We start from the raw sequence: 25067 nt of genomic DNA, 5'->3' as shown, positions 1-25067 counted from the left end.
AGCCCTCAGTGGCGTGGCTTTGCGGCCGGAATGTTGCCGGCCGGCGCGGCGATCTCAGGCGTGGATCTCGGCGATGGGCGCCACCAGCTCGGGCCGCGCATGCAGGTAGTGCGTGCTGCGGCGCTTGGCTTCGATGTCGGCGTACACCAGCGCCGCGCGCGCTTCACCGATGCCGAGCGCACGCGCCAGCTCGGCCGCCGGGCGGCCGTGGTTGTGCGCCCACAGCGCCAGGTCCATCTGCGCGTGCGGCAGAGCGAAGTAGAACTCGTCCTGCCCCTGCGCCAGCGTGTAGGTGTCGGTGGTCGGCACGGCGTTGCACACCTCTTCCGGCGCGCCGAGGTGGCGCACCATCGCGTAGACCTGCGTCTTGTACAGGTGCGCGATCGGCTTGAGGTCGGCCGCGCCGTCGCCGTTCTTGACGAAGAAGCCCTGGTCGTACTCGAGCCGGTTCGGCGTGCCGGTGACGGCGTAGTTCAGCCGGTCGGCGTGGAAGTACTCCATCGTCTTGCGCACGCGCTGCTTGAAGTTGGTGGCGGCGACGATCTGCAGGTAGTCCTTCAGCGGCAGGCGCTTGTCGAGCAGTTCACCCCCGGGCGATTGCACCACCAGCTTGAAGTAGTTGATGCCGCGCTCGGTGCCGCCGGCGATCACGATCTTGTTCTTCCAGCCCTCGCCGTACTGGGGGAAGACGCGGCGGATCGCCTCGTCGCGCTGCGCGTAGCAGCCCAGGCCTTCCAGCGCCGGGGCGATGTCGTTGACCTGGTACTCGATGCCCAGGTGCTCGGCGAGCAGCCGCGCGCGGCGCGTGCTGAAGTCGCTGGAGTCGCGCTCGGGCAGCAGCAGGCCGAACACCTTCTTCGGCCCGAGTGCGTGCACGGCCAGCGCCGCGCAGCACGAGCTGTCGATGCCGCCGGACATCGCGACGACGACGCCGCGGCGGTGCAGCTTCGTCGACAGCGTGTCGACCATCCAGCGCGCGATGCGGTCGGCCTCGGCGGCGAGGTCGATCCTCAGGACGTCGGGCGAGAGCTCGGCCGCTCCTGCGGTGGTCGGCTCGCTCATGTTCACGCGGCACGCTTGCGCAGCAGGAAGGCATCGAGCGCGTCGAGCGAGTCGAGGTTCTCGGGCACCATCTCCTCGTCGGCGACGGTGATGCCGTAGGCCTCTTCCAGGTGCGACACGAGTTCGAGGAAGCCGGTCGAGTCGAGGATGTGCAGCTCCATGAACGAATCGCCGTCGGCGAAATTCATCGCCTGGCTGCCCAGGATGAAGTTGTCGCGGATGTACTGGCGCAGCGTGGCCTTGGTCTGAGACATCGGATCCTCGTGAAGCGTCTTCGTGTGGTGGTGCGGGCCGCGTTCACTGCAGGCCCCTCTTGCGAATTTTCCCGGAATCCGTGCGCGGCAGGTGGTCGCGGAACACCACCGTTTGGGGGGCCATGTAGCTTTCCAGCCGGGCCAGGCAGTGGCGGATCACGTCGCGCTCGGACAGCGCCGCGCCCGGCTTGAGCGTGATGAAGGCCTTGACCGCCTGGCCGAGCCGTGCGTCGTCCACGCCGACGACCGCGCATTCGAGCACGTCGTCGAGCGCCTGGATGGCGTTCTCGACCTCGCGCGGCGCGACCTTCTCGCCCCGCGTCTTGATGATGTCGTCGCTGCGCGCGACGAAGTACAGCCAGCCCTCGGCGTCGGTGCGGAACACGTCGCCGGTGTAGAGCACGCGCTCGCCCTGCACCGCACCGGCCGGCTTGAGGCGCTCGGCCGTCTCGACCGGCTTCTCCCAGTAGCCGCGCATCACGTGGCTGCCGCGCACCACCAGCTCGCCGGTCGAGCCGTTGGGCAGGCGCCGCCCGAACTCGTCGACCAGCCAGCATTCCTGGTTGGGCATGCCGCGGCCGACGCTTGTGGGCCGGATCGCGAGCTGCTCGGGCGGCAGGTAGCTGATGCGCTTGCACTCCGTCATGCCGTACATCGAATAGAGGCTCGCCTGCGGCAGCAGTTCGCGCAGGCGGTGCAGGTGCACGTCGGGCAGCGCCGCGGCGGCATTGGTGACGATGCGCATCGCCGAGAGGTCGTAACCCGCGATGCCCGACAGCTCCAGCAGCGCCGCATGCAGCGTCGGCACACCGGGAAAGATGCTGACGCGCTCGCGCGCCAGCGTCTCGGCCACCCTGACCGGAAACGCCACCGAGCGCTCCAGCACCAGCGTCGCGCCCAGGCCCAGCCCCATCAGCACATGATAGAGCCCGTAGCTGAACGCCGGCGGCAGCATCAGGCCGATCACGTCGTCCTCGCGCAGCCCGAGGTAGGCCTGCACCGAGGCCCAGGCGCTGCACATGTTCAGGTGCGTGAGCATCGCGCCCTTGGGCAGGCCGGTGGTGCCGGAGGTGTGGATGATGGCGGCGAGGTCCTGGTCGATCAGTTCGTCGCAGCGCGCTTCGGCGCCGCGTGCCTCGCCCGCTGCGGGCCAGCCGAGCAGGCGCTCGTCGAGCCCGCTCTCGCCGGCCGCCACGCAGCTTTCCACGCACGGGCTGCGGCGCAGCGCGTCGTGCCACACGCCGCGCAGGTGGGCCTGCGTCAGCAGCGCCTTGGCGCGCGTGTCCACCAGGATGTAGGCGAGCTTGTCGGCCTTGATCAGCGGCGACAGCGGCATGAACACCGCGCCGAGCCGCAGCACGGCGTGCACGGCCACCGCGAACTCGACGCCGCTCTCGAGGAACAGCGCGACACGGTCGCCGCGCTCGACGCCGCGGCGCTTCAGCAACGCGGCCAGCGCGGTCACGCGCGCGGCCAGCTCGCCGTAGCTGACCCGCTCGGCGCCGCAGACGATCGCCGTCTTGCCCGGCACGCGCTCGCAGGTCGCTTCGAAGGCGTGGTGAAGCAGCATGGTTCAGGCCACCATGGCACGCGGGCCGTCGGCCGGCGCGATGAACTGCCGGTGCAGCAGCATGGTCGACAGCACGCCGACGAAGGCGATGTTGTCGCCGAAGCCGACGGCGCGGCCGCTGCGGCACTTCTCCAGCAGCCGGCCGACCGAGGCGGCGTCGAACACGCCGGCCGCGTCGATCGCCGCCGGGCTCAGCAGTTCGGCGACGTAGTCGAGCGGCTTGCCGTCGGCGAAGAAGCTCGCGCTGTCGGGCGCCCGGTAGGGCTGCTTGACGCGCTGGGTGATCGAGGCCGGCAGCTCGGCCGCCATCGCATTCTTCAGGATGTGCTTCTCGGCCAGCCCGCGCAGCTTGTACTGCGGCGGCAGCCGGTTGGCGAACTCGATGACGCGGTGGTCGAGGAACGGAAAGCGCGCCTCGATCGACGCCGCCATCGCCATGCGGTCGCCTTGCGAGGACAGCAGATAACCCGACATCAGCGTGTGCGCCTCGACGTACTGATCGCGCCCGAGCGGCGGCCAGCGGTCGATCGCCTCGGGCAGCGTGGCGCGCAGCGCGGCGCGTGCGTCCCAGGCCATCGCCCGCTCGTGCCACTCGGGACGCAGGAACTGCAAGGCGCGGCGTGCCGTCGCCATGCGCGGCAGGTGCGCGAACCAGGGTTCGCCGATCTCGTCCAGCCCCTCGCTGAAGAAGCGCTGCGTGAAGGCGCGCCCCGCCGCCGGCGAATGCCGCAGGTAGGGATAGAGCCGCTCGAGGATGCGTCCACGCCAGCGCGAACCCGGCGCGCGCGCCATGAAGCGCCGCACCTTGGCCTCGCGGAACAGGTCGTAGCCGGCGAACACCTCGTCGGCGCCCTCGCCGGTCAGCACCACCTTGTAGCCGGCCTCGCGCACGCTGTGCGCGAGCAGCATCATCGGCGTCGGCGCGGTGCGCACCAGCGCCGCCTCGGCATGCCAGACGGCGCGCGGGAAGGCGGCACCGATGTCGCCGGTGCGGCACAGCCGGCGCGAATGGTCGGTGCCGAGGTGGCGCACCAGCTCGTCCTGGTGCGCGCTTTCGTCGAACTCCGGGTTCTCGAACGCCAGCGAGAAGCTGCGCAGCGGCGTCGCGGTGTGCTTGCGGATGATCGTCGTGATGATCGACGAATCGAGCCCGCCGCTCAGGTAGGCGCCCACCGGCACGTCGGCGCGCAGTTGCAGCCGCACCGCGTCGATCAGCAGCGCGCGCAGTTCCTCGGCGCACTCGTCCTCCGGGCGCGCCTCGGGCACGGTTTCGGGGAAGGTCCAGTCCCAGTAGCGCTCGGTGCGCACGCCGGCGTCGTCGACGATCATGCGGTGCCCGGGCGGCAGGCTGGACACGCCCGCGAAGATCGAGCCCGGCGCCAGCGGCGCCCAGTAGCTGAAGGTGGCGGCCAGGCCGGCCGGATCGAGCGCGCGCGTCACGCCGGGCAGCGTGAACAGCGCCTTGACCTCGGAAGCGAAGGCGAGCCGGCCGCGATCGCGGGTGTAGAACAGCGGCCGGATGCCGGTGCGGTCGCGCGCCAGCACGAGGCGGCGGCGGCGGCGGTCCCACAGCGCGATCGCGAACTGGCCGTTCAGCTCGTCGACGAAGTCGTCGCCGCGTTCCTCGTACAGATGCACGATGACCTCGGTGTCCGAGTGCGTGCGGAAGCGGTGGCCTCGGCGCTCCAGGCCGGCGCGCAGTTCGACGAAGTTGAAGATCTCGCCGTTGAAGACGACGTGCAGCGACTCGTCCTCGTTGGCGATCGGCTGCCCACCGGTGGCCAGGTCGATGATGGCCAGACCGCGCATGCGCCAGGCCGAGCGGCCCGTCGACGAAGGTCGCGCTGCCGTCCGGGCCGCGGTGGTGCAGCGCGCCGATCATGCGCGCCAGCTCGTCCCGGGCCGGCGGCGCGGCCGCGCCGAAGCTGAACAGTCCTGCGATGCCGCACATGGGAGATGAAAGGGTCAGTCGGAGTCGTTGTCGAAACGGGTGAGGTACCAGTGACCGGCCTGCGGCAGTACGCCGCTCGGCGCGACGCGCGCGAACACCGGCATCGCGTCGTCGCGGCGCGACATCCCGGCGGCCAGCAGCGCCGCCTCCACCGCCGGCGGCGCGAGCATCTCCATCGAGATCCCGGCCAGGCCCTGCCTGCGCAACTCGGCGGCGACCACGGTGAGCGATGCGGCTGCGTCGTTCATCGGGTCGGCGACGAAAAAATCGCCGATCTCGGCGTCGTTCCCCTCGGGGCGCCAGACGGCCCAGCCGACCGGCGTGCCGGCAGCATCGGCGACGCCGCACAGTCGCCAGCCGCCCCGCCGCCCGCCGTCGAAGCGCCATGCGAGCAGCGCCGACGAGCGCTCCGACAAGAGCAGGCCCGCCCGACGGCGCGCCCACACCGCATCGACAAAAGCCGCCGCGCGGCCGTCGCCCCAGGCGAGTTCCACGCCGGCCCAGCGCCACGCCTGGCCCCAGCGCCGCCCCTGGTCGGCCAGGGTCAGCAGCCCGTCGGCGAGCACGCTGGCCGCGCTGGCCGCCGGCGACGGCAGCCGCGAAGCGAAGCGCTCGCGCGTCTGCAGCAGCTTGACGTAGCGATGCACCTGCGCGACCTTGACCAACCCGGCACGCGCGCACACCGCGGCAGCCTTGCGGTTGGGCAGGCCGTAGACCAGATCGAAGCCCTGGCCGGCCTGCTCGGTGGCACGCTTCATCAGCATCAGAGCCGGACCGAGCGAACGGTGCGCGACATCGACCACGAAGTCGGCCATGCAGGCGGCACGCAGCACCTTGCGCCCGAGGTGCAGACGGCGTTCATGCAGGCCTTGCGCGCCGAGCGCGGCGCCGCAGTCGCCGTCGAACAGCAGCACGGTCAAACCCTGCCCAGCCGGGTTGCCGAGGTAGCCGTGCGCGAGCTTCCACGCTGCCGCAGCGGTGTCGCAGCCGTCCAGATTGCGCGCCCACAGGCCTTGCAGCTCGCGGTCGTGCTCGCGCAGGTCGGCCAACTCCGTGCGGTAAGTGCTTGACATGAAGCAGCGCAGTTTAGGCGCGCCGGGCGGACCGCAACCCCCCAGGGTTCAGGCCCGGCGCGGCCGCCTGGGACACGATCACGCAAGAATCGCGGCCTATTGCACACCAGCACACCAGCACACATCCGGCCGAAGGAGCAAGCCTCTTGTCGACTCGCACCCGCCGCGTGGTCCTCGCCGCCGTGGTCGTGGCCTTGGCCGCCGCGGCGATCTGGGCCACGCCCAAACTGCTGCGCCGCCTGGACAATCAGGGCCTGCGCCCGGCGACCGTCGCCAAAGGCCTGCAGCACCCCTGGGCGCTGGCCTTCCTGCCCGACGGCCGCATGCTCGTCACCGAGCGGCCTGGCCACATGCGCATCGTCTCGCCGGACGGTGAGCTGTCAGCGCCGCTCGAAGGGCTGCCGCCGGTCGGCGTGAACGGCGAAGGCGGGCTGATGGACGTCGCCCTCGACCCGCAATTCACCACCAACGGCCTGATCTACTGGACCTTCGCCGAGCCCGCACCCGGCGACGCCACCAAGCTCGGCACGGCGGTGGCGCGCGGCCGCCTCGACGGGCAGCGCATCGTCGGCGCCGAGGTGATCCTGCGTCAGCAGGAGAAGAGCGACAACGGCCTGCACTTCGGCTCGCGCCTCGCATTCGCGCCGGACGGCGCGCTGCTGGTCGGTTTCGGCGATCGTGGCGAGCGCCACGCCGCGCAGGGCGAGGCCAGCCTGCTCGGCAAGCTGGTGCGCATCGAACCCGACAGCATACGGGCCGCGATCTGGACGATCGGCCACCGCAACATCCAGGCGCTCGCCTTCCGCCCCGGCAGCGACGAACTGTGGGCGCTGGAGCACGGGCCGCAGGGTGGGGACGAACTCAACCTGATCCGCCGCGGGCTGAACTACGGCTGGCCGGTCGTGACCCACGGCACCGAGTACGACACCAGCGCCCCGATCGGGGAAGGCACGGCCAAGCCAGGCATCGAGCCACCCGTCGCCTGGTGGGGCCCGAAGTCGATCGCGCCCAGCGGCATGGCCTTCCTCACCAGCGCGCGTTATCCGGGCTGGGAAGGCCAGTTGTTCGTCGGCTGCCTGCGACTGCGTTCGCTGCTGCGCATACGCCTCGACGGCGACCGCGTCGTCGAACAGCAGCACCTGCTGACCGGCCTGTCGGAGCGCATCCGCGACGTGCGCCAGGGCCCCGACGGCTGGCTCTATGTGCTGACCGACAGCCCCGATGGGCGCCTGCTGCGCGTGGAACGCTAGCGCACATGGACTTCCTGCACAGTTGTCCCGTGCACAACCGACATCTGAAACCGAAACCCACGGATGCGGGCTGCCTCAGCGGCCATGCCGCAGGCATAGTCCGCGCGTCGGGTTCGTCATGTTCCGTCATAGATCAGAAGTGATGCGCCATCTTGCCAAAACCTCAATCACGCCGCCTGCTCCCTTCGATTTGCCGTGTCCGACGCTGCCGCTTCCACGAACCCCCAAGAGCCGATGAGCAAGGTCGCACCCACGCGCCAGGGAACGATCATCGGCGCGGCGCTGCTCATCACGGGCTCGACCTACATCGCCTTCACCCTCGGCCTGGTCGCCAACGCACTGGCCGCGCGCACGCTCGGACCGGACGACTTCGGGCGCTACGCTTACGTCGTCTGGCTCAGCGGCGTGCTGGTGATCATCGCCAACAACGGGCTGACGACCACCGCGATCCGCTTCATCTCGGAACTGCGCGGCGCCGGGCGCGCCGGCGACGTCGGCGCGGTGCACGGCTGGCTGTGGAAGCGCCAGCTCGCCAGTTCGCTGGCGACCGTCGCGGCGATGGGGCTGGGCGCCGCGCTGCTCACGCCGAGCGATTGGCAGGCCGGCCTGGTGGTCTTCGCCGTGGTCGTCGCCATCACGGTGTTCGCCAAGTCGGTCTACCTGTTCGATGTCTCGGCGGCGAAGGGCCACCGCGAGTTCGGCGTCGAGGCCAGTTCGACGGTCGCGCTCAGCGTGCTCAACATCGCCGTGGTCGCCGCGCTGTACTGGTTGCACGCGGGGCTGCTGCCCTTCCTGTGGGCCTTCGTCGCGGTCAGCATCGGCTACGCCGTCGTGGCGCGCTGGCTGGTGCGGCGGCGCGGCATCACGGCCAGCGGCGAAGCCGTCGACCCGGCGCTGCGCGCACGCCTCGGCCAGCACCTGTTCTGGACCATCATCCTGTGCCTGATCGCCGCCTTCGGCAATCGCGCCGCCGAGACCTACCTGCTCAACCACCTGTGGACGGCCGCCGACGTCGGTTACTTCGCGATCGCCGCTGCGCTGTGCCGCGGCGGCGCCGAGATGCTGACCTCGGGGCTGAACTCGGTGCTGATGCCGTTGATGGCGCAGGGCTACGGCGAGGACGGCGTCGGTCGCGTGCGCGAGATGCTCGCCGCTTCGGTGCGCTACTTCACCTTCGCCGGCCTGGTGCTGGCCGGTATCGGCGCGTTCTGGGCGGAAGGCCTGATCACACTGATCTATGGTGCGAAGTACCAGGCCGCCATCCCGGTGTTCCAGGTGATGGTGGTGGCCACCGGCCTCGGCCTCAGCCTGGGCGCGTTCGGCGCGGTGCTGTCGACCACCGACAACCAGCGCGTGCGCGCCACCTCGGCGGGCATCCTGGTGGCGCTGGGCGCCGGGCTGGCGCTGGCGCTGGTGCCCAAGTTCGGCCTGATGGGCGCGACCGCGTCGGTCGCCATCGGCAGCGTGCTTTCGCTCGCAGTGGTTGCGCGCATCGTCAACCGCACCATCGGTGCGCGGCTGCCGTGGAAGGAACTGACCCGCCAGGCACTCGCCGCCACGCTGGCCGCCGGCGTGGCCGCGGCCGTGGCGTTCGCGTGGCCGCACATGCTGGTCAAGTTCGCCGTCGGGGCCGGCTATGTGCTGTTGCTCACGGCCGCGTCGATCAGCTTCGGCGCCTGGACCGCAAACGACGCCAGACTGATCCTCGAGTTCGCGCGCCGCAGGCCGAAACAACTGGGATGGCTGGCGCGCTGGATCGAGGGGCGTGGCACCGGTCCGCAGAGCCGCTGAACGAGCAAGGCAAAGAGCAGTACAGCAGGAAATGACACTGGAGCACGCGCTGATTCGAGGGCTCGGCAACGTGATCGCGCCGGGAGGCAGGCAGGGGCGATTGGCCGTGCTGATGTATCACCGCGTGCTCGCGCAGGCCGACCCTATCCACGATTTCGGCACACCGGTGGCGACCTTCGACGCACAGATGGCCGCGCTGGCCGGGGCCTTCAACGTGCTGCCGCTCGCCGAGGCCGTGGAGCGCATGCACGCGGGCGACCTGCCGCCGCGCGCCGTGGCGATCACCTTCGACGATGGCTACCGCGACAACGTCGACGTGGCCTGCCCGATCCTGCGCCGCCACGGGCTGACGGCCACCTTCTTCATCGCCACGGCCATGCTCGACGGCGGCATCATGTTCCACGACGCCGTCTCCGAGGTAATCCGCCGCTGTCCGTCCGACCACATCGACCTGGCCTGGCTCGGCCTGGGCACGCTGAAGCTGGACGCGCCGGGCTCGCGCTGTGCGGCGATCGAGCGCATCGCACGTGCGATCAAGCCGGTGGCGCCAGCGCAGCGCGCCGAGATCACCCGCAAGCTCGCCGACAGTGCCGGCATCGCGCTGCCGACCGACTTGATGATGACGGAAGACCACGTGCGGCAACTCGTCGCCAGCGGCATGGAGATCGGCGGACACACGCACGACCACCCCATCCTGACGTCGATCGGCGACGACGAGGTGCGCGAGCAGATCCTCATCAACCGGCGCCGGCTGGAATCGATCACGGGCCGCACGCTGACGCTGTTCGCCTACCCGAACGGCAAGCCGAACCAGGACTACACAGCGCGGCACGCGGCGATCGTGCGCGAATGCGGCTACCGCGCCGCGGTCAACACCGCCTACGGCAGCGGCGGCACCGAGACCGACCTGATGCAGATCCCGCGCGTCGCGCCGTGGGAGATGAGCACGCGCGGGTTCATGCTGCGGCTGGCCGCCGTCGGGCAGCGCACGCGCAGACTGCACACCTCGGCCGCTTGACCGTGCCGGCACCACGCGCCCTCGCCCGCCTGCTGGCGCCGCTGCTGGTCGCCTGGCCGCTGATCGCGAACGCGGCCGAGCCGGATCCGCTGGCCGGCGTCAAGCCGTGCGCACCTTCCGGCAAGGGTACCGACTACCAGGTCGGGCCCGGGCCGGGGCAACTCGCGACGCTCGACGACGTCCCGTGGGAACGCCTCGGCAGCGGCGACACGGTGCGCATCTTCGCGCGGCCGCAGCCCTACCGCGGCAAGATCCTCGTCGCCGGCCGCGGCACGCCCGATGCGCCGGTGCGCGTGTGCGGCGTGCGCGACGACGCGGGGCGCCGGCCGGTGATCGACGGCAACGGCGCACAGGCGCGCCGCGGCCTCGCCTACGGGCACCCCTTGCACGAGGCGCGGTCGGTGGTGCTGGTCAACCGCCTCGGCTCGCAGGCCTGGCAGGCCTTCCCCGAGAACGTCGTGATCAGCGGCCTGCACATCCGCGGCGCGCATCCGGACAACGGCTTCACCGACTCGAAAGGCCAGCCGCAGCGCTACGAAAAATTCGGCGCCTGCGTCTGGATCGAGCGCGGCGACGGCGTGACGATCGCCGACAACGAGATCAGCGATTGCAGCCAAGGCATCTTCAGCCGCTCGACAATGGACGGCGACTTCGCCGTCACCAAGCGGCTGCGCGTCGCCGGCAACCATTTGCACGACAACGGCATCGCGGGCAGCGACCGCGAACATGCCGCCTACGTGCAAAGCGTCGATGTGGTCTACGAGTTCAACCGCTTCGGCCGAATGCGCGACGGCGCGGGCGGCAACGCCATCAAGGACCGCTCGGTCGGCGCCGTGGTGCGCTACAACCGCATTGAGGACGGCGCGCGTGCGATCGACCTTGTCGAGGCGGAAGACTATGCGGACGTGGCACGCCAGGACCCGCGCTACCGCGAGACCTTCGTCTACGGCAACGTGATCGTCAAGGACGGCCGCAAAGGCTCGACGATCCACTACGGCGGCGACCACGCCGGCAGCGAAGACAACTACCGCAAGGGCACGCTGTACTTCTTCCACAACACGGTGCGGCTGACCGGCGACGGTTACGGCGTGCTGTTCCAGCTCTCGACGACGCAGGAGACGGCGCAGGTGTGGAACAACGTCTTCCTGTTCGACGCCACGATCCCGCATCCACGCATGCGTGACGGCCAGGACAACGCACCCGGCATCGAGTCGGGTGGCATCGTCCGGCTCGACCGCAACTGGATCGTCTCGCGCTGGAGCGATGCCGGGCCATGGCACAAGGTCGGTGGCCAGTTGCACGGGGCGAGCCGCCTGCTGAGCGGCGCGCGCCCCCCCGTCGACGCGGCCACCTTGAAGCCCATTGCGAGCTCGCCGCTGGTCGGCGCCGGCGTCGTCGGGCCGGAAAGCGCTCGGTTGCACGAAGTGAAATGGCAGATCGGGCCCCGCGGGGAGATCCTCCCGCGGAATTCGAGCGGAAACAGCGGTACGCTGGGTGCGCTGGAGCCCTGAAATGGCCAAGCGCGGCGGCCGTTACAAGTTCCCGCGCTCGGTTACTCATCCTGTTACCGATCACCCCTCATCTGCGGGGAGAATCACCGCCAGCTCGTCGCCGGGAGGCAACAGAGCACTTGCTGTACTTTCGGATTCCAAGATGACGTATTCGCTCCCCCGTTTCCACCACCTGCGCCACCTGATGGGCGCTGTCGCGATGATCAGCCTGACCGCCTGCGGTGGCGGCGGATCGGGCGCGGCCGACTTCGACACGGGTGCCGACACCGGCTCGGACCAGCCGGTGTCGCGCCCCGCGCCCGCACCTTCCCCCACTGAGGCCCCCGCCGCGGCGATGGTGCGCCTGACGGCGTGCCAGCCCTCGGGCAAGGGTACGGACTACCAGGTGGGGCCGAACGCGGGCCAGCTCGCCAGCCTGGCCGACGTGCCCTGGGAGAGCCTGAAGGCCGGCGACACCGTGCGCATCTTCTACAGCGCCACGCCCTACGCCGGCAAGTTCCTCATCGCCGCCCAGGGCACCGCCGACGCGCCCGTGCGCATCTGCGGCGTCAAGGGCCCCAACGGCCAGCGCCCCGTCATCACCGGCGCCAACGCCGTCACCCGCCGCGCCCTGGCCAACGCCTACGGCAGCTCCACCGCCGTCAGCGACATCCACCAGAACCGCTCGGTCATCGTCGTCAAGCCGCTGGCCACCCAGGCCTACGAGTCCTATCCGCGCAACATCCAGATCGACGGCCTCGTGGTGCGCTCGGCCCACCCCAGCTACAAGTTCACCGACGCCGCCGGCGCCTCCAAGTCCTACACCGACTTCGGCGCCTGCATCTGGGTCGACCGCGGCCACAACATCACCATCGCCGACAACGAGATCACCGATTGCAGCCAGGGCATCTTCAGCAAGTCCACCGATGACGGCGACTTCGCCGTCACCAAGAACCTGCGCATCGCCGGCAACACTTTCACCAACAACGGCATCGTCGGTGACGTGCACATGCACTCCACCTACATCCAGAGCCACGGTGTGGTCTACGAGTTCAACCGCTACGGCGCCATGCGCTCCGGCGCCTCGGGCAACTCCCTCAAGGATCGCTCGGTGGGCACCGTGGTGCGCTACAACCGCATCGAGGACGGCTCTCGCGCCATCGATCTGGTCGAGGCCGAGGACTTCCCCGTCTACGCCAAGAAGCAGCCCGACTACCGCACCACGTTCGTCTACGGCAACCAGATCATCAAGGATGGTCGCAAGGGCAGCACGATCCACTATGGCGGCGACCACAACGGCTCCACCCCGGGCGCCAACTGGGGCGAGCCGAACAACCGCAAGGGCACACTGTATTTCTTCAACAACACGGTGCGCATCACCGGCAACGGTTATGCCGTGCTCTTCCAGCTCTCCACCACCGAGGAGCGCGCCGAGATCTGGAACAACGTCTTCGTCTACGACGATGCCGCTCCCTACGCCATGTTGCGTGCCTCCACCGAGGTCGGCTCCGCATGGACCACCGGCGGCATCCTGAACTTCGGCCGCAACTGGATCAACTCCCGCTGGGTCGACTCCGATCCCTATCACCCCGTCCCCGGGCAGATCCTCGGCACCTCCAACTTCATCACGGGCTCCACCCCGCCTGTCGATGTCAACTCCCTCGTCCCACTCGCAGGCTCCGCCATCATCGATCAGGCTCAGGCAAGCCTCTCTGCCGCTTCCAACTATCCAGTCCAGTACCAGATCACCCCCGACTTGAGCATCGCAACCCGCTCGGTCAAGGGCAGTGCCGCAGACCTGGGCGCAGTAGAGTACTGATCGGCCCGCGGGCCGGACCGCAAGCTCGCGGCCCCTTCGGGGGCCGCGTCTCTTTCGGGCGTCCGCGGCAAGCACTCAGACAAGGAGCAACGGAACAACATGCGAATCGTGCATGTGGTGGATTCCCTCGAATTCGGAGGGCTGGAGCGCGTGGTGACCGACCTCGCGCTGGAGCAGAAGCGCCGCGGGCACGAGGTGTCGGTGTTCTCGCTGCTCGACACGCAGGGCCTGCGCGCAGAGCTCGAGGCCGCAGGGATTCCGGTCGTCATCGGCGACAAGAAGAACCCGTTCGACCTGCGCCTGATCCGCAAGCTGAGGGCTCACCTGCGCGAGCGCGCCGCCGACGTGGCCCACACGCACAGCTTCGTGCCCAACTACTACTGCGCCACGGCGCAACTCGGCGCCACGTCGCGCGCGGCGATGGTGGGCACCTGCCACGACATGGGCCACCGGCTGGGCAACCGGCGGCTGCGCTGGATGTACCGCGCATCGCTGACACGCACCGCGCGCGTGGCGATGGTCGGCCGCATGGTCTACGAGCGCTTCGTCGGCGAGGGCTGGGTGCCCTCGCGCCGCGCGGCCATCGTGCTCAACGGCATTCCGGTCGAGCGATTCCGCAACTCCGAACAGCGCCGCCGCATCGCCCGCGAGCGCCTCGGCCTGCCGGACGACGCCCTGGTGATCGGCGCGGTCGGGCGGCTGGTACCGCTGAAGAACCATCGCCTGCTGATCGAGCAGATGCCGGCGCTGGTGGCTCGCTGGCCCGGGCTGCGGCTGGTGATCGTCGGCGGAGGCCCGCTCGAGGCGGAACTGGCCGGCCTCGTCACCGAGTTGGGCCTGGGCACGAACGTGCTGCTGGCCTCGCAGCGGCCCGACGTGGGTGACCTGCTGCCGGCCTTCGACATCTTCGCGATGCCGTCGCGCACCGAAGGCCTGTCGATCGCATTGCTGGAAGCCTGCGCGACCGGCCTGGCGATCGTCGCGACCCAGGTCGGCGGCAACCCGGAGATCGTCAAGGACGACCAGACCGGCCTGCTCGTGCCGAGCGAAGACGGCGCCGCGCTGCAAGCGGCGTTGATCCGGCTGCTCGAAGCGCCCGCGCTGCGCGAGCGGCTCGGCGCCGCCGCCGCCGCGTGGGCACAGGAGCATGCGTCCATCACCGCCGTCGCGGCCACCTACGAACGCCTCTACGGCGAAGCGCGGCAAGCGCAGGCCGGGGCCTGAGCCGATCAGGCGCCGCGCAGCGCCTTCCAGGTCGCGTCCAGGCCCTGCGCCGTCGAGACGGCGGGTGTCCAGCCCAGCGCCTTGAGGGCCGCGTTGGTGTAGCGCAGCGGGCGATACATCGAGCGCACCACGTAGGGCGTGAACACCGCGGGCAGTTGCCCCTTGGAGCGCTTGTGATAGCCCTGCAACCGCTTCGACGCCCACAGGAACACCGGATAGGGCAGGCGGAAGACGCGCAGCGACTTCACGTTGCGGCGGTACTGGCGCAGGTAGTCGGCGCAGGTGGGCAGATCGTCGTCGACGACGTTGAACGCGCTGCCGGCCGGGGCCTTCAGTGCCGCCACGGCGATCGCGTCGGCGCAGTTCTCGACGTAGGTCAGCGGCAGCACGACCGACCCGCCGAGACTCGCGAACAGGCCCATCGCCGACAGGCCGACGCGCGGCGACATCGCCCCCCCGCCGGGACCGTAGATCACCCCCGGCCGCAGCACCACGCTCTCGAAGCCGTATTGCTTCTGGAACTCGTCGAAGAGCTGCTCCTGGCGCGTCTTCGCATAGGCGTAGGCGCCCTTCTCGATGCCGACGGCCTCGCGCGGCACACGCTCGTCGAGCAGTGCGTCGTCGGGCAGGTCTTCGGTGCGGTAGATGGAAAACGAGCTGACCAGCACGATGCGCCGCACGCCGGCCGGGCCGGCCGCCTCGAGCAGGTTGCGCGAGCCTAGCACCGTGTTGGCGAACATGTCGGCGGCCGCGCCCTTCATGCCCGCGGCAGCGTGCACGATGCAGTCGACGCCCTGCACCATCGGGCCGAGCGTGCCGCGCGCCAGCAGGTTGGCGGCGGCGACCTCGATGTGCGCGTCGGGATAGTCGCGCTGCAGGCCCTCGACGAGGCCGGCGGGCGCGACGCGCCGCACGTGCAGCACCACGGCGCGGGCGCCTTGCGCCAGCAGCCGCCGCGCGATGCGCTGGCCGAGGAAACCGGCCGCGCCGGTGATCAGGATCTTCATGCCTTGCGCCCTGTGACTTCGACGATGCGATCGATGATGCGGCAGACCCGCAGGATCTGGTCCACCGGCACGGGGTCCGCACCCTTGCCTTCGACCGCGTCGTAGAAGCGGTCGAGCAGCACCCTCATGCACTGGAAATAGTGGTACTCGTGGCGGCGGAAGCGCCCGACGTTGGCCCAGCCACCACGCCAGTGCTGGCGCGCCTGCACGAACGCCGGGAAGAGCCGCCCGAGCGCGCTCGGCTGCGCCCAGCGCGAGGCATGCACCAGCGTGCGCGCCATGTAGTCGAGCTCGACGCTGTCGCGCTCGCCGAAGACCTTCAGCGTGTGCGCCACCGGGCGGCCGTGCGCGCTGACCAGGCCGCTGGCCGTCACCGAGCCGCTGCTGAGCATGAAACGCAGCTCGTCGGGCATCGCATCGACCACGTCGACGCCGATCGGCTGGCGGCGGCGCAGCGAGATCGCCTGCAGCTCGAAATCGTCCCCGATGTGCGGCACGATCTTCGCGAGCACGTGGTCGAGCACGTTGTGGAACAGCTTGCCGGGCAGGCGGTGCACCCAATGGCGCGGGTCGGACATCACGGCGATGCCGTAGTCGCCCGCGAGGTTGTAGCCGTAGTGGCTCTCGAGGTGGACGATGCTGCCCAGTTCGCCGCCGGTCACCAGGCGCTCGAGTTCGAGCCCCGGCGTCTCGTAGTTGTAGAGGTAGTTGACGCCGACGCGCCGCCCGGCGGCCGCGGCCGCGTCGACGATCAGCTTCGCCTCGGCCTCGTCGAGCGCAAACGGCTTCTCCATGAAGACGTGGCAACCGCGCTCGAATGCGAGCGTGGCGATCGCGCGGTGCGAGTCGGGCGGCGTCGCCACGTGCAGCACGTCGAGCTTCTGCTCGTCGAGCATGCGCACCAGGTTGTCGTAGCGCGCCGGGATGCCCAGGCGCGTGGCGAGCTGCTCGGCCATCAACGGCTCGCTGTCGCACACGGCCACCACGTCGGCGCGGCCGAGCGCCCTCACCTGTTCGATGTGCCCGTCGGCGATCTTGCCGCATCCGACCAGCCCGACCTTCAACCTCCGCTGCGTCATTCCAGGTTCCAAGTCTCGTTCTTCATTCGGTCTCAGCGGCTGGTGCGTGCCCATGCGCCGCCATAGGTGCCGCGCACGAACTTGATCGAGCCCACGAGGAAGGCCCAGTTCAGCGCGAACAGGAAAGCCGGTATGCGCAGCAGGCCCGGCAGCTTCCGGCCGGCCGCACTGCGCCCGTACAGCCAGGCCGCGACGGCGATGGCCGCCAGCTCGGCCGCCAGCACCCACGCCCAGGCGGGTGAGCCGAGCGCGAGCGGCACGCAGGCGAGCAGACCCACGAGGACCAGGTGCGGCGTCAGCCAGCGCAGCACCTTGTGCGACACGTAGGAGAACTTCGTGCCGGCCGATGTCTTCAGCAGGTATTCGGGATGGCGCCACAGCGCCTGGTAGTTGCCGATGCCGATGCGCACGCGCCGCTTGTATTCCTCGCTGATGTTGTCCGGCGTGTCTTCGGTCGCGATGGCGTTCGGCTCGTAGACCAGCCGGTAGCCCGCCGCCGCCACGTTCATCGCCACGCAGAAGTCGTCGCAGATGGTGTCGGGCTCCAGGGGCCGCCACAGCTCGCGCCGGATCGCGTAGATCGCGCCGTTCGCGCCGAGCAGGCCGCCGATGCGCGACTCGAAGAACTTCAGGACCTGCTCGATGCGCCAGTACAGGCTGTCCTGGTTGTCACCGGCGCTGCCGAGCAGGCGCAGCTCGCCGCTGACGCCGCCGACGCGCGCATCGGCGAAATGCACCGCCAGGCGCTTCAGCGCATCCGGCGCGAAGAACGTGTTGGCGTCGGAGAAGGCGACGATCGGCTCCTCGACGCGCGAGACCAGGTCGTTGAGCACGTTGGCCTTGCCGCGGTTGCGCTCGAAGACGAAGGCCTTGAGCTGCGCGTGGCTCATCTCGCCGAGGATGGCGCCGGTGTCGTCCTTGCTGCCGTCGGAGCCGATGTAGAAGGTGACGAGGTGCGCCGGGTAGTCGAGCGCGAGCAGGTTCTGGACGCGCTCGCGGATGTGGCGCTGCTCGTTGTAGGCCGAGATCACCACGCCGACGCGCGGCAGCTCGGCGCCCTCGCGCACGCGACGCCCGCTCTTGCTCGCGACGTAGCGCGCATCCTCGCGCAACTGCACCGCGGCCGCGACGATCGCGAGCACGACGGGGTAGATGGCGTAGGAATAGACCGCCAGCAACGGGCAGCCGACGGCCAGCCAGCACAGCAGCGTCTCGAGCATGTCAGGCCTGCCTGGGCGCGTATCCGGGGCGCGGCACGACGAGGTCGCGGTACTGCCCTGGGTCGCCGGCCAAGCCGCGCTCGGCGGCCTTCGCGATGTTGTACATCTCGCGCGCGCTGACGTAGTGCAGCTTCCAGTCCTTGCCGTCGTTGTAGCGGCGCCCGAGGTATTCGAAGGCCTCGCGCATCGGCTTGCCCAGCAGCGTGTCGGTATCACGCTCCTGCGTGCCGTGCGTGTGCACCTTGACGAACACCCACTCCGGCCGGCCCTCGACGTGGATGCCGGTCTCGACCCAGGCGTCGACGCGCGCCAGCGTCGGCGGGCTGCTGGTGCGCACGTCGGCGTTCTCGATGCGCGGCAGCAGGCCGAACTTGCGGTTGTGCCACATGAAGCCGGTCGGGCCCTGGATCAGCATCAGGTCACCCCAGGGCTGGCCCCCGGCCTTCACACGCAGGCCGGTGTCGTGCGACTTCGGGCGGTGCGGATCGTCCTTGGCGTAGTAGATCTTGTTGATCGTGCTGGTCTGGCACGGATCGGGCGCGGCCGGGAAGGTGTAGTCGACGTAGCAGCCTTCCTCGCGCAGCACGATCAGTTCGTTGTTCACGCCGCAGTTGCGGCCGCTGGGGTGCGAGTTGTCGAGCGCCCAGTTGCCGTGGATGAAGGCCCAGCGCACCTGTCCGGTCTGCGGGTCGAGCGGCAGCGCGTCGTGCTCCTGCACCAGCGTGTTCGTGAAGCGGCGCAGCTTCTCGCGCAACCCGGCCTCGGTGTCGTCGTCGTGGTGCAGGTGGATCTCGATCTCACCCAGGCCCATGCGACACAGATCGACGAGCGCATCGAGGTGCTCGCGCCGGTACTCCTCCTCGGGGTAGAAGAACGTGTGCACGGGCTGGCGGCCGTCGGCGTCGCGCAGGCCCTCGCACAGCTTCGGGTAGTCCTGCCGCCAGCGTGCCACGCGTACGCACTCCGTCTCGTAGCTCGGCGAGGCCCAGCGCGGCTCGTAGTGGTCGACGAAGCAGAACATCAGGTGGCGCGTCGTGCCCGGCGGCACGGGGGCGCGCCAGTCCTGCTTCAGATAGTTGCCTATCCAGACGCCCACATGGCGACGCTGGAAGAAGACCAGCGCCGTCAGGACGGCCACGGCCACGAGGCCCAGGAGGATCCAGAGCAACATCATCATGGCGTTCTCCCCCGGCGTGAGTCGGCGTCGCGAGGCATGGAAGGAAGGAAGGATCTGCTCATTGATCGGTTGTAGATGACACGAGCCCGGTGCGCTAGCGGCTCGCAACGATGAAGAACTGGACCAGCGCCATCGAAGCGGCGATCGCCGCCAGCGTGTACTTGAACCAGGGCCAGCGCCAGGGCGATTGGGTCGCCACCAGTGCGCGCGCCGCTGCCGGGCTGGGCGCGCTCGCCTGCACGGCGCCGCGCGTGGCGCAATGCCATGCCGCGGCGCACATCGCCAGCAGCAGGAACAGCGTCGGCTGGTAGGTGCGCGACAGAAACCATGCGCAGGTCAGGAAACCGATGAGCGCCGTCGTCAGCAGTTCTGGCGTCGAGCTGCCGCCGGCCGCCGCGCCGGCGCGTTTCAAGCCGAGGAAGGCCAGCACGAGCATCGCCATCCAGAAGAAGTAGCCGGACATTCCCAGTTCGGCGAGACACAGCACGAAGGAGTTGTGCGCCGTGAGGTGATGATGTTCCGTGAAGTTCTGGAAGCCGATGCCGAACAGCGGGCTGCTCTTGAACATCTGGAATCCGGCGTACCAGGCCGAGATGCGGTCGCCCGCCGACTCCTCCTGGGCCGAGAATGCACGACCGCCGCCGAAGCTGGTGGCCAGAGCGCCCGCCACCAGCAGCCCACCCAGCATCAGCGTGCGGGTGGTGCCGAGGTAGCGCCGTGCGCCGAAGAAGAGCATCGCACCGATGCCGACCAGCGCTCCGCGCGAGTGCGTGAGCAAGATGGCGTAGAGCAGAAGGGCCGCCGGCAGCCCGATGAACACGAGGTTGCGCAGCAGCCTGCCGGGCGCGTAGCCGAGCAGCAGCAGCGGCAGGCTCACGATCATGGCTTGCGCAAAATCGTTGGGATCCTGCAGGAAGCCCAGGGCGTGCAAGCGCCAGAGAAAGCGTCCGCTGCTGTCCTTCGCCGGCGCCGTGCCGGGCTCGGGCCCCACGTCGGGATCGAGATTGTCGTCGTAGGTGTTCTGCGCGAGTACGAGCGTGTCGGCATGCCAGCCGGTGTGGTACGAGAACACGCCGACGGCTGCCATGACCACGATGCTCAGCGCAAGCACTTTGCCGGCCGTCACGAGCCGCTCGTGCGTGGTCAGGTTGAGGGCGGCCAGCAAGAAGAACATCGACGATGTGCTGAACACCGCCATTGCGTACACCGCGCCGCCTGCCCAGCCTTGCATCACCTGGGACACCACGATCGCCGCCATGAACCCGAGCAGCATCAGGATGTGCAGACTCGAAGCCGCGATGCGTTGGTACCGCACCGCCTCGACGCAAGCGGCCCCGAAGGCGAGCAGCCACAACCAGAGCATCGGCCGCAATTCGCCCAGTTCAGGCGCCAGTAGCTCGACCGGCCTTGCGAAGTTGAGCGCCAGATAAAGGGTGAAGAGAAAGAAGCTCATCGAGGACTGCCGATGCAGTTCCTGTTCTTGCGCGGTGTCATGCGCGTGGATCGCGCGAGATCGCGCCTCGTCGACCGACCGGATCATACGGTAGGCCTCCACACAGCCTTCCCCCAAGACGCGGTGCATGAATCATCGCAGCCTCGCACCAGTCCGTAACTTTTGTGTTCGGGGTACGTGAAATTCTCACGCGACAGTTCGTCACACACGACGCTTTGCCCAGAGAAGCGGTCGCGGTGGGCGATTCCTGTTGCCGTTACACACGACCCGCTCGGTTACGGGGGATGCACCACGGGCCACTACCGTGCGACTCACGCATCCGGAACCGATCGACACGGTCATGGCCGGGCAACGAAGGCACGTCAGGCTCATCGCCAGGCGCGTCCAGGGAAATCACTCGTTGGGAATCTCGATGAACTTCAAGCGCAATCGCATCGCCCTCGCGGCATTCCACGCCATGATGGCTGCCACGCTTGCCGCCTGCGGCGGCTCCAATGGCGAGGACGCTGCAGCCGCCGACGAGGACGTGTTCAGCGTTGACCTCGAAGATGCCGAGCGCCTGCGCTGGCGCGCGCGGGACACTATCGCACCGAGCGTGACCGTCGATGAATCCCCCAAGGCCAGCGCCAGCGGCGTCGTCGGACTGAGTGGCACGGCTTCCGACAACATGCGCCTGTACCGCGTTCGCTGGTCCAGCGACCGCGGCGGTTCGGGCATGGCTTCGATGAGGGGCAGCTACTTCTCGGCACGCTGGTCGGTGGCCTCGATCCAACTGCGGACCGGGAGCAACAAGATCACCGTCGTCGCCGAAGATGCAGCCGGCAATCGTTCGACCAGTGTCACGACCGTCCAGCGCCCCGCCGCCAGCGCTCCGACGCCCGCCGCTGAGCCCACCCCGGTTCCGGTGCCAGTCCCGACGCCCGCGCCCGCGCCCACACCTGCGCCGGCGCCCAAGCCTGCCCCGACGCCCGCTCCAGCGCCGGCACCTGCCCCGGCACCCGCACCATCCCCGAGGCCTGCGCCTGCGCCGGCTCCCACCCCTGCGCCTGCGCCGGCTCCCACCCCTGCGCCGGCTCCTGCTCCTGCTCCTGCTCCTGCTCCTGCTCCTGCTCCTGCTCCTGCTCCTGCTCCTGCTCCTGCTCCTGCTCCTGCTCCTGCACCTGCACCTGCACCTGCACCTGCACCTGCACCTGCACCTGCACCTGCACCTGCACCTGCACCTGCACCGACCCCCGCACCCTCGCCTGTCAGCCTGACGGCGTGCCAGCCCTCGGGCAAGGGTACGGACTACCAGGTGGGGCCGAACGCGGGCCAGCTCGCCAGCCTGGCCGACGTGCCCTGGGAGAGCCTGAAGGCCGGCGACACCGTGCGCATCTTCTACAGCGCCACGCCCTACGCCGGCAAGTTCCTCATCGCCGCCCAGGGCACCGCCGACGCGCCCGTGCGCATCTGCGGCGTCAAGGGCCCCAACGGCCAGCGCCCCGTCATCACCGGCGCCAACGCCGTCACCCGCCGCGCCCTGGCCAACGCCTACGGCAGCTCCACCGCCGTCAGCGACATCCACCAGAACCGCTCGGTCATCGTCGTCAAGCCGCTGGCCACCCAGGCCTACGAGTCCTATCCGCGCAACATCCAGATCGACGGCCTCGTGGTGCGCTCGGCCCACCCCAGCTACAAGTTCACCGACGCCGCCGGCGCCTCCAAGTCCTACACCGACTTCGGCGCCTGCATCTGGGTCGACCGCGGCCACAACATCACCATCGCCGACAACGAGATCACCGATTGCAGCCAGGGCATCTTCAGCAAGTCCACCGATGACGGCGACTTCGCCGTCACCAAGAACCTGCGCATCGCCGGCAACACTTTCACCAACAACGGCATCGTCGGTGACGTGCACATGCACTCCACCTACATCCAGAGCCACGGTGTGGTCTACGAGTTCAACCGCTACGGCGCCATGCGCTCCGGCGCCTCGGGCAACTCCCTCAAGGATCGCTCGGTGGGCACCGTGGTGCGCTACAACCGCATCGAGGACGGCTCTCGCGCCATCGATCTGGTCGAGGCCGAGGACTTCCCCGTCTACGCCAAGAAGCAGCCCGACTACCGCACCACGTTCGTCTACGGCAACCAGATCATCAAGGATGGTCGCAAGGGCAGCACGATCCACTATGGCGGCGACCACAACGGCTCCACCCCGGGCGCCAACTGGGGCGAGCCGAACAACCGCAAGGGCACACTGTATTTCTTCAACAACACGGTGCGCATCACCGGCAACGGTTATGCCGTGCTCTTCCAGCTCTCCACCACCGAGGAGCGCGCCGAGATCTGGAACAACGTCTTCGTCTACGACGATGCCGCTCCCTACGCCATGTTGCGTGCCTCCACCGAGGTCGGCTCCGCATGGACCACCGGCGGCATCCTGAACTTCGGCCGCAACTGGATCAACTCCCGCTGGGTCGACTCCGATCCCTATCACCCCGTCCCCGGGCAGATCCTCGGCACCTCCAACTTCATCACGGGCTCCACCCCGCCTGTCGATGTCAACTCCCTCGTCCCACTCGCAGGCTCCGCCATCATCGATCAGGCTCAGGCAAGCCTCTCTGCCGCTTCGGGCTTCCCGGTGAACTACCAGTTGAACACCAGCCTGGTGGGAACGGCCCGCTCGGTGAGCGGCGCAGCGGCCGATCTGGGCGCGATCGAGAAGTAAGGCGGCAACGGCCTCGCGGCGCATCAACCGCCGCGAAGCAGCGTCGTCAGCGTCCGAAGCCACAACGTGGCCGCCTCCCGGCGGCCACGTTCATTGAAGTGGCAGCCATCCGAGCGGCCTTCGCCGCCGATGCCGTCGGTGTCGGGGCCGAGCACGATGCGCTCGCCACGCAACAGCGTCTCGTGGCGCTCCAGCACGCGCCGCACGCTGCCCGCCCCGAGACCTGGTGCAAAGCAGCGCGTCGAGCGCGCCACCACCAGCGGCGCACGCACGCCAGCCTCGTCGAGCAGCCGGCGCAACGCACGAAGGTCGCGCAGGTAGTGGGCCGCTTCGGTACCTCGCAGCATGTCGGCCTCGCCCTGCTGCCACAACACGAAGTCCACACGATCCTGCTGCGCAGACAGCGCCGCGAGTTCCGCGCTCAGCATGTCACGCAGGCGCCCCGGTGCCACCCACTGCGCGATCGTCGTGTCGCCCACGGCCAGCGGCATGATCGCGTCGACGACGCCTGGCCGTGCAGCATCGAGCCGCGGCAGCAGTGCGGTCCACAGGCTGGCGCCACGGCCGCTCGTACCCGGCAAGGGATCGGCAACCATGCGGCAGCGTCCCTCGTGGATGACCGGAATCTCGCTCGCGCCGGCCACCGGCTCGGCATGGCTGGCAGCGTTCGACTGCCCAAGCACCACGAGAATGCGAAGTTCGCGCTGCAACTCCGGCGCACATCCGGGCGCCGGCGCGCGTGGCCAGTCGTTGACTTCCGCCAGCGGCTCGCCGTGGCCCACCAGCCGGAGCTTGGTGGTCGCTATGGAGCCGATGGCCAGGGCCATCAACGCGGCGAGGCTGGCCACCGTCGCACGCCGAAAGACACCAGGAGACGGCGGCACGACGGCATGCCGCCTCCACCACGCGCGCAGCCAGCGCATCGCCGGCATCTCCACCGTCACGCGCAGCGTCCACGCCGCTGCGATGCAGAACACGAGGGCGCCGACGATCGACAGCCAGGGGTCGATACCGCGCTGCTGCAACTGCAGCATGAACAGCCATCCGAACTGCTCGTGGAGCAGGTACAGCGGATAGGAGATCGCGCCGATGAAGACCAACGGCCGCCACCCCGCAAGGCGCAATCTGCCGCGACTGGCGAGCCACACCGCCAAGCCGGCGCCGAGGCCGGCCAGCACCTCGACGGGACCGGACCGGCAGGCGATCGCCGCCAGCGCGAGTGCCGATACGGCGGCGATGAACGGCGCGGAAGCTCGTTGCCGATAGGCGAGATAGGCCACCATGCCCAGCCCGAACCACGGAATCCAACCCAGCAGCGCATAGTGCATGAGCGTGTGCGGCACCGTCGCCGGACGCGCGGCATTGGCCGCGGCAGCGGCCAATGCCGCGGCCAGCCATGCGACGATCACGAGGTGCGGGCGGCGCAGCCAGCCGAGCGACCAGAGCGCCAGCATCCACAGGTAGTAGACGATTTCGATCTCCAGCGACCAGTAGGCGCCATCGACGCTCTTGAAGCCAAAACCCTCGTGGACCATGGTGAAGTTGGCCAGCACCTCGGGCAGCGCACGAACGTTGCCTGGAATCGGCAGCAGCAGCGTCAGCAGCCAGGTGAGCAGGACAGCAGCCCAGTAGGTGGGAAAGAGACGCGAGAAGCGCGAGAAGGCGAAATCCTGCGGCGACTTCGCGGCCTCGATCGTCATGAAGATGACGAAGCCGCTGATCACGAAGAACAGGTTGACACCCAGGTAGCCGAGATCGAACCCCGCTTCGAGCGCCCGCGTGTGCGCGAACACCTGCTCGTAGCGGGTCGTGAAATGGAAGCCGACCACGCTCAGCGCAGCCAGGGCGCGCAGTCCGTCGACCTGCTCGAGCCGCACGCCGGCGGTGGATGGAGCGGCGGTGCTCATCGCACGAACCGATCT

General features: G+C 69.3%; 19 protein-coding genes. 7 read left to right on the top strand and 12 right to left on the bottom strand.

The features are described from left to right. Window positions 1-54: 54 nt before the first annotated feature. The 5 genes from nadE to QM792_RS08845 form a co-directional block, all read right to left on the bottom strand. On the bottom strand, window positions 55-1062 hold the full coding sequence (gene nadE / locus QM792_RS08865; RefSeq protein WP_415149283.1) for an NAD(+) synthase: 1008 nt from the start codon (window positions 1060-1062) through the stop codon (window positions 55-57). A gap of 2 nt (window positions 1063-1064) precedes the next feature. Further along, on the bottom strand, window positions 1065-1316 hold the full coding sequence (locus QM792_RS08860; protein ID WP_415149281.1) for an acyl carrier protein: 252 nt from the start codon (window positions 1314-1316) through the stop codon (window positions 1065-1067). 43 nt (window positions 1317-1359) lie between these two features. Next, window positions 1360-2886: a class I adenylate-forming enzyme family protein gene (locus QM792_RS08855; protein ID WP_415149280.1), complete on the bottom strand. Its 1527-nt coding sequence runs from the start codon at window positions 2884-2886 to the stop codon at window positions 1360-1362. 3 nt (window positions 2887-2889) lie between these two features. Further along, window positions 2890-4695 carry an asparagine synthase (glutamine-hydrolyzing) gene (gene asnB, locus QM792_RS08850; RefSeq protein ID WP_415149278.1) on the bottom strand — a complete coding sequence of 602 codons (1806 nt, stop codon included), beginning with the start codon at window positions 4693-4695 and terminating at the stop codon, window positions 2890-2892. A 156-nt stretch (window positions 4696-4851) separates the two neighbouring features. After that, window positions 4852-5910 (bottom strand): hypothetical protein, encoded by a 1059-nt coding sequence (locus QM792_RS08845; protein ID WP_415149276.1) that lies wholly within the window; start codon window positions 5908-5910, stop codon window positions 4852-4854. Window positions 5911-6056: 146 nt separating this feature from the next. On the opposite strand from QM792_RS08845, the gene QM792_RS08840 reads away from it, so the two are divergent. The 6 genes from QM792_RS08840 to QM792_RS08815 all read left to right on the top strand — a co-directional run bounded on the left by QM792_RS08840 (window position 6057) and on the right by QM792_RS08815 (window position 14502). Next, a complete protein-coding gene (locus QM792_RS08840; protein WP_415149275.1) occupies window positions 6057-7160 on the top strand; it encodes a PQQ-dependent sugar dehydrogenase in 1104 nt (367 codons plus the stop codon). Window positions 7161-7394: 234 nt separating this feature from the next. Then, complete coding sequence (locus tag QM792_RS08835; protein WP_415149273.1) at window positions 7395-8951, top strand: oligosaccharide flippase family protein; 1557 nt, start codon at window positions 7395-7397, stop codon at window positions 8949-8951. Window positions 8952-8982: 31 nt separating this feature from the next. Then, on the top strand, window positions 8983-9969 hold the full coding sequence (locus QM792_RS08830; RefSeq protein ID WP_415149271.1) for a polysaccharide deacetylase family protein: 987 nt from the start codon (window positions 8983-8985) through the stop codon (window positions 9967-9969). Between the two features lie 2 nt (window positions 9970-9971). Further along, window positions 9972-11480 (top strand): hypothetical protein, encoded by a 1509-nt coding sequence (locus tag QM792_RS08825; protein ID WP_415149270.1) that lies wholly within the window; start codon window positions 9972-9974, stop codon window positions 11478-11480. 199 nt (window positions 11481-11679) lie between these two features. After that, window positions 11680-13278: a hypothetical protein gene (locus QM792_RS08820; protein WP_415149268.1), complete on the top strand. Its 1599-nt coding sequence runs from the start codon at window positions 11680-11682 to the stop codon at window positions 13276-13278. Window positions 13279-13377: 99 nt separating this feature from the next. Then, the gene (locus tag QM792_RS08815; RefSeq protein ID WP_415149266.1) at window positions 13378-14502 is read left to right on the top strand and encodes a glycosyltransferase; all 1125 of its coding nucleotides are present in this window, start codon (window positions 13378-13380) and stop codon (window positions 14500-14502) included. Between the two features lie 5 nt (window positions 14503-14507). Here the strand turns inward: QM792_RS08815 and QM792_RS08810 are convergent, their stop codons facing one another. The 6 genes from QM792_RS08810 to QM792_RS08785 all read right to left on the bottom strand — a co-directional run bounded on the left by QM792_RS08810 (window position 14508) and on the right by QM792_RS08785 (window position 21676). Then, window positions 14508-15509, bottom strand: a complete 1002-nt coding sequence (locus QM792_RS08810; protein ID WP_415149264.1) for an NAD-dependent epimerase/dehydratase family protein — start codon at window positions 15507-15509, stop codon at window positions 14508-14510. Beyond that, entirely contained in the window at window positions 15506-16588 is a 1083-nt protein-coding gene (locus tag QM792_RS08805) for a Gfo/Idh/MocA family protein (protein ID WP_415149263.1), read from the bottom strand. The genes QM792_RS08810 and QM792_RS08805 overlap by 4 nt, the downstream gene beginning before the upstream one ends. A gap of 32 nt (window positions 16589-16620) precedes the next feature. Next, window positions 16621-17808, bottom strand: coding sequence for a glycosyltransferase family 2 protein (locus QM792_RS08800; RefSeq protein ID WP_415149261.1), 1188 nt, complete (start codon window positions 17806-17808; stop codon window positions 16621-16623). A 1-nt stretch (window position 17809) separates the two neighbouring features. After that, window positions 17810-18985 carry a hypothetical protein gene (locus QM792_RS08795; RefSeq protein WP_415149259.1) on the bottom strand — a complete coding sequence of 392 codons (1176 nt, stop codon included), beginning with the start codon at window positions 18983-18985 and terminating at the stop codon, window positions 17810-17812. A 94-nt stretch (window positions 18986-19079) separates the two neighbouring features. Then, entirely contained in the window at window positions 19080-20567 is a 1488-nt protein-coding gene (locus QM792_RS08790; RefSeq protein ID WP_415149257.1) for an O-antigen ligase family protein, read from the bottom strand. Between the two features lie 710 nt (window positions 20568-21277). Beyond that, complete coding sequence (locus QM792_RS08785; RefSeq protein ID WP_415149255.1) at window positions 21278-21676, bottom strand: hypothetical protein; 399 nt, start codon at window positions 21674-21676, stop codon at window positions 21278-21280. A gap of 56 nt (window positions 21677-21732) precedes the next feature. Between QM792_RS08785 and QM792_RS08780 the strand changes: the two genes are divergently transcribed. Further along, window positions 21733-23145 (top strand): hypothetical protein, encoded by a 1413-nt coding sequence (locus tag QM792_RS08780; RefSeq protein WP_415149254.1) that lies wholly within the window; start codon window positions 21733-21735, stop codon window positions 23143-23145. A 23-nt stretch (window positions 23146-23168) separates the two neighbouring features. On the opposite strand, the gene QM792_RS08775 is transcribed toward QM792_RS08780, so the two are convergent. Further along, the gene (locus QM792_RS08775) at window positions 23169-25052 is read right to left on the bottom strand and encodes an acyltransferase family protein (protein WP_415149253.1); all 1884 of its coding nucleotides are present in this window, start codon (window positions 25050-25052) and stop codon (window positions 23169-23171) included. Between the last annotated feature and the right edge of the window lie 15 nt (window positions 25053-25067).

The sequence above is a fragment of the Piscinibacter sp. genome, from assembly GCF_047600445.1.
Taxonomy (GTDB): Bacteria; Pseudomonadota; Gammaproteobacteria; order Burkholderiales; family Burkholderiaceae_C; genus Piscinibacter.
The sequence above is the reverse complement of the archived record's forward strand: the minus strand, read 5'-3'. Positions and strand labels throughout refer to the sequence as shown.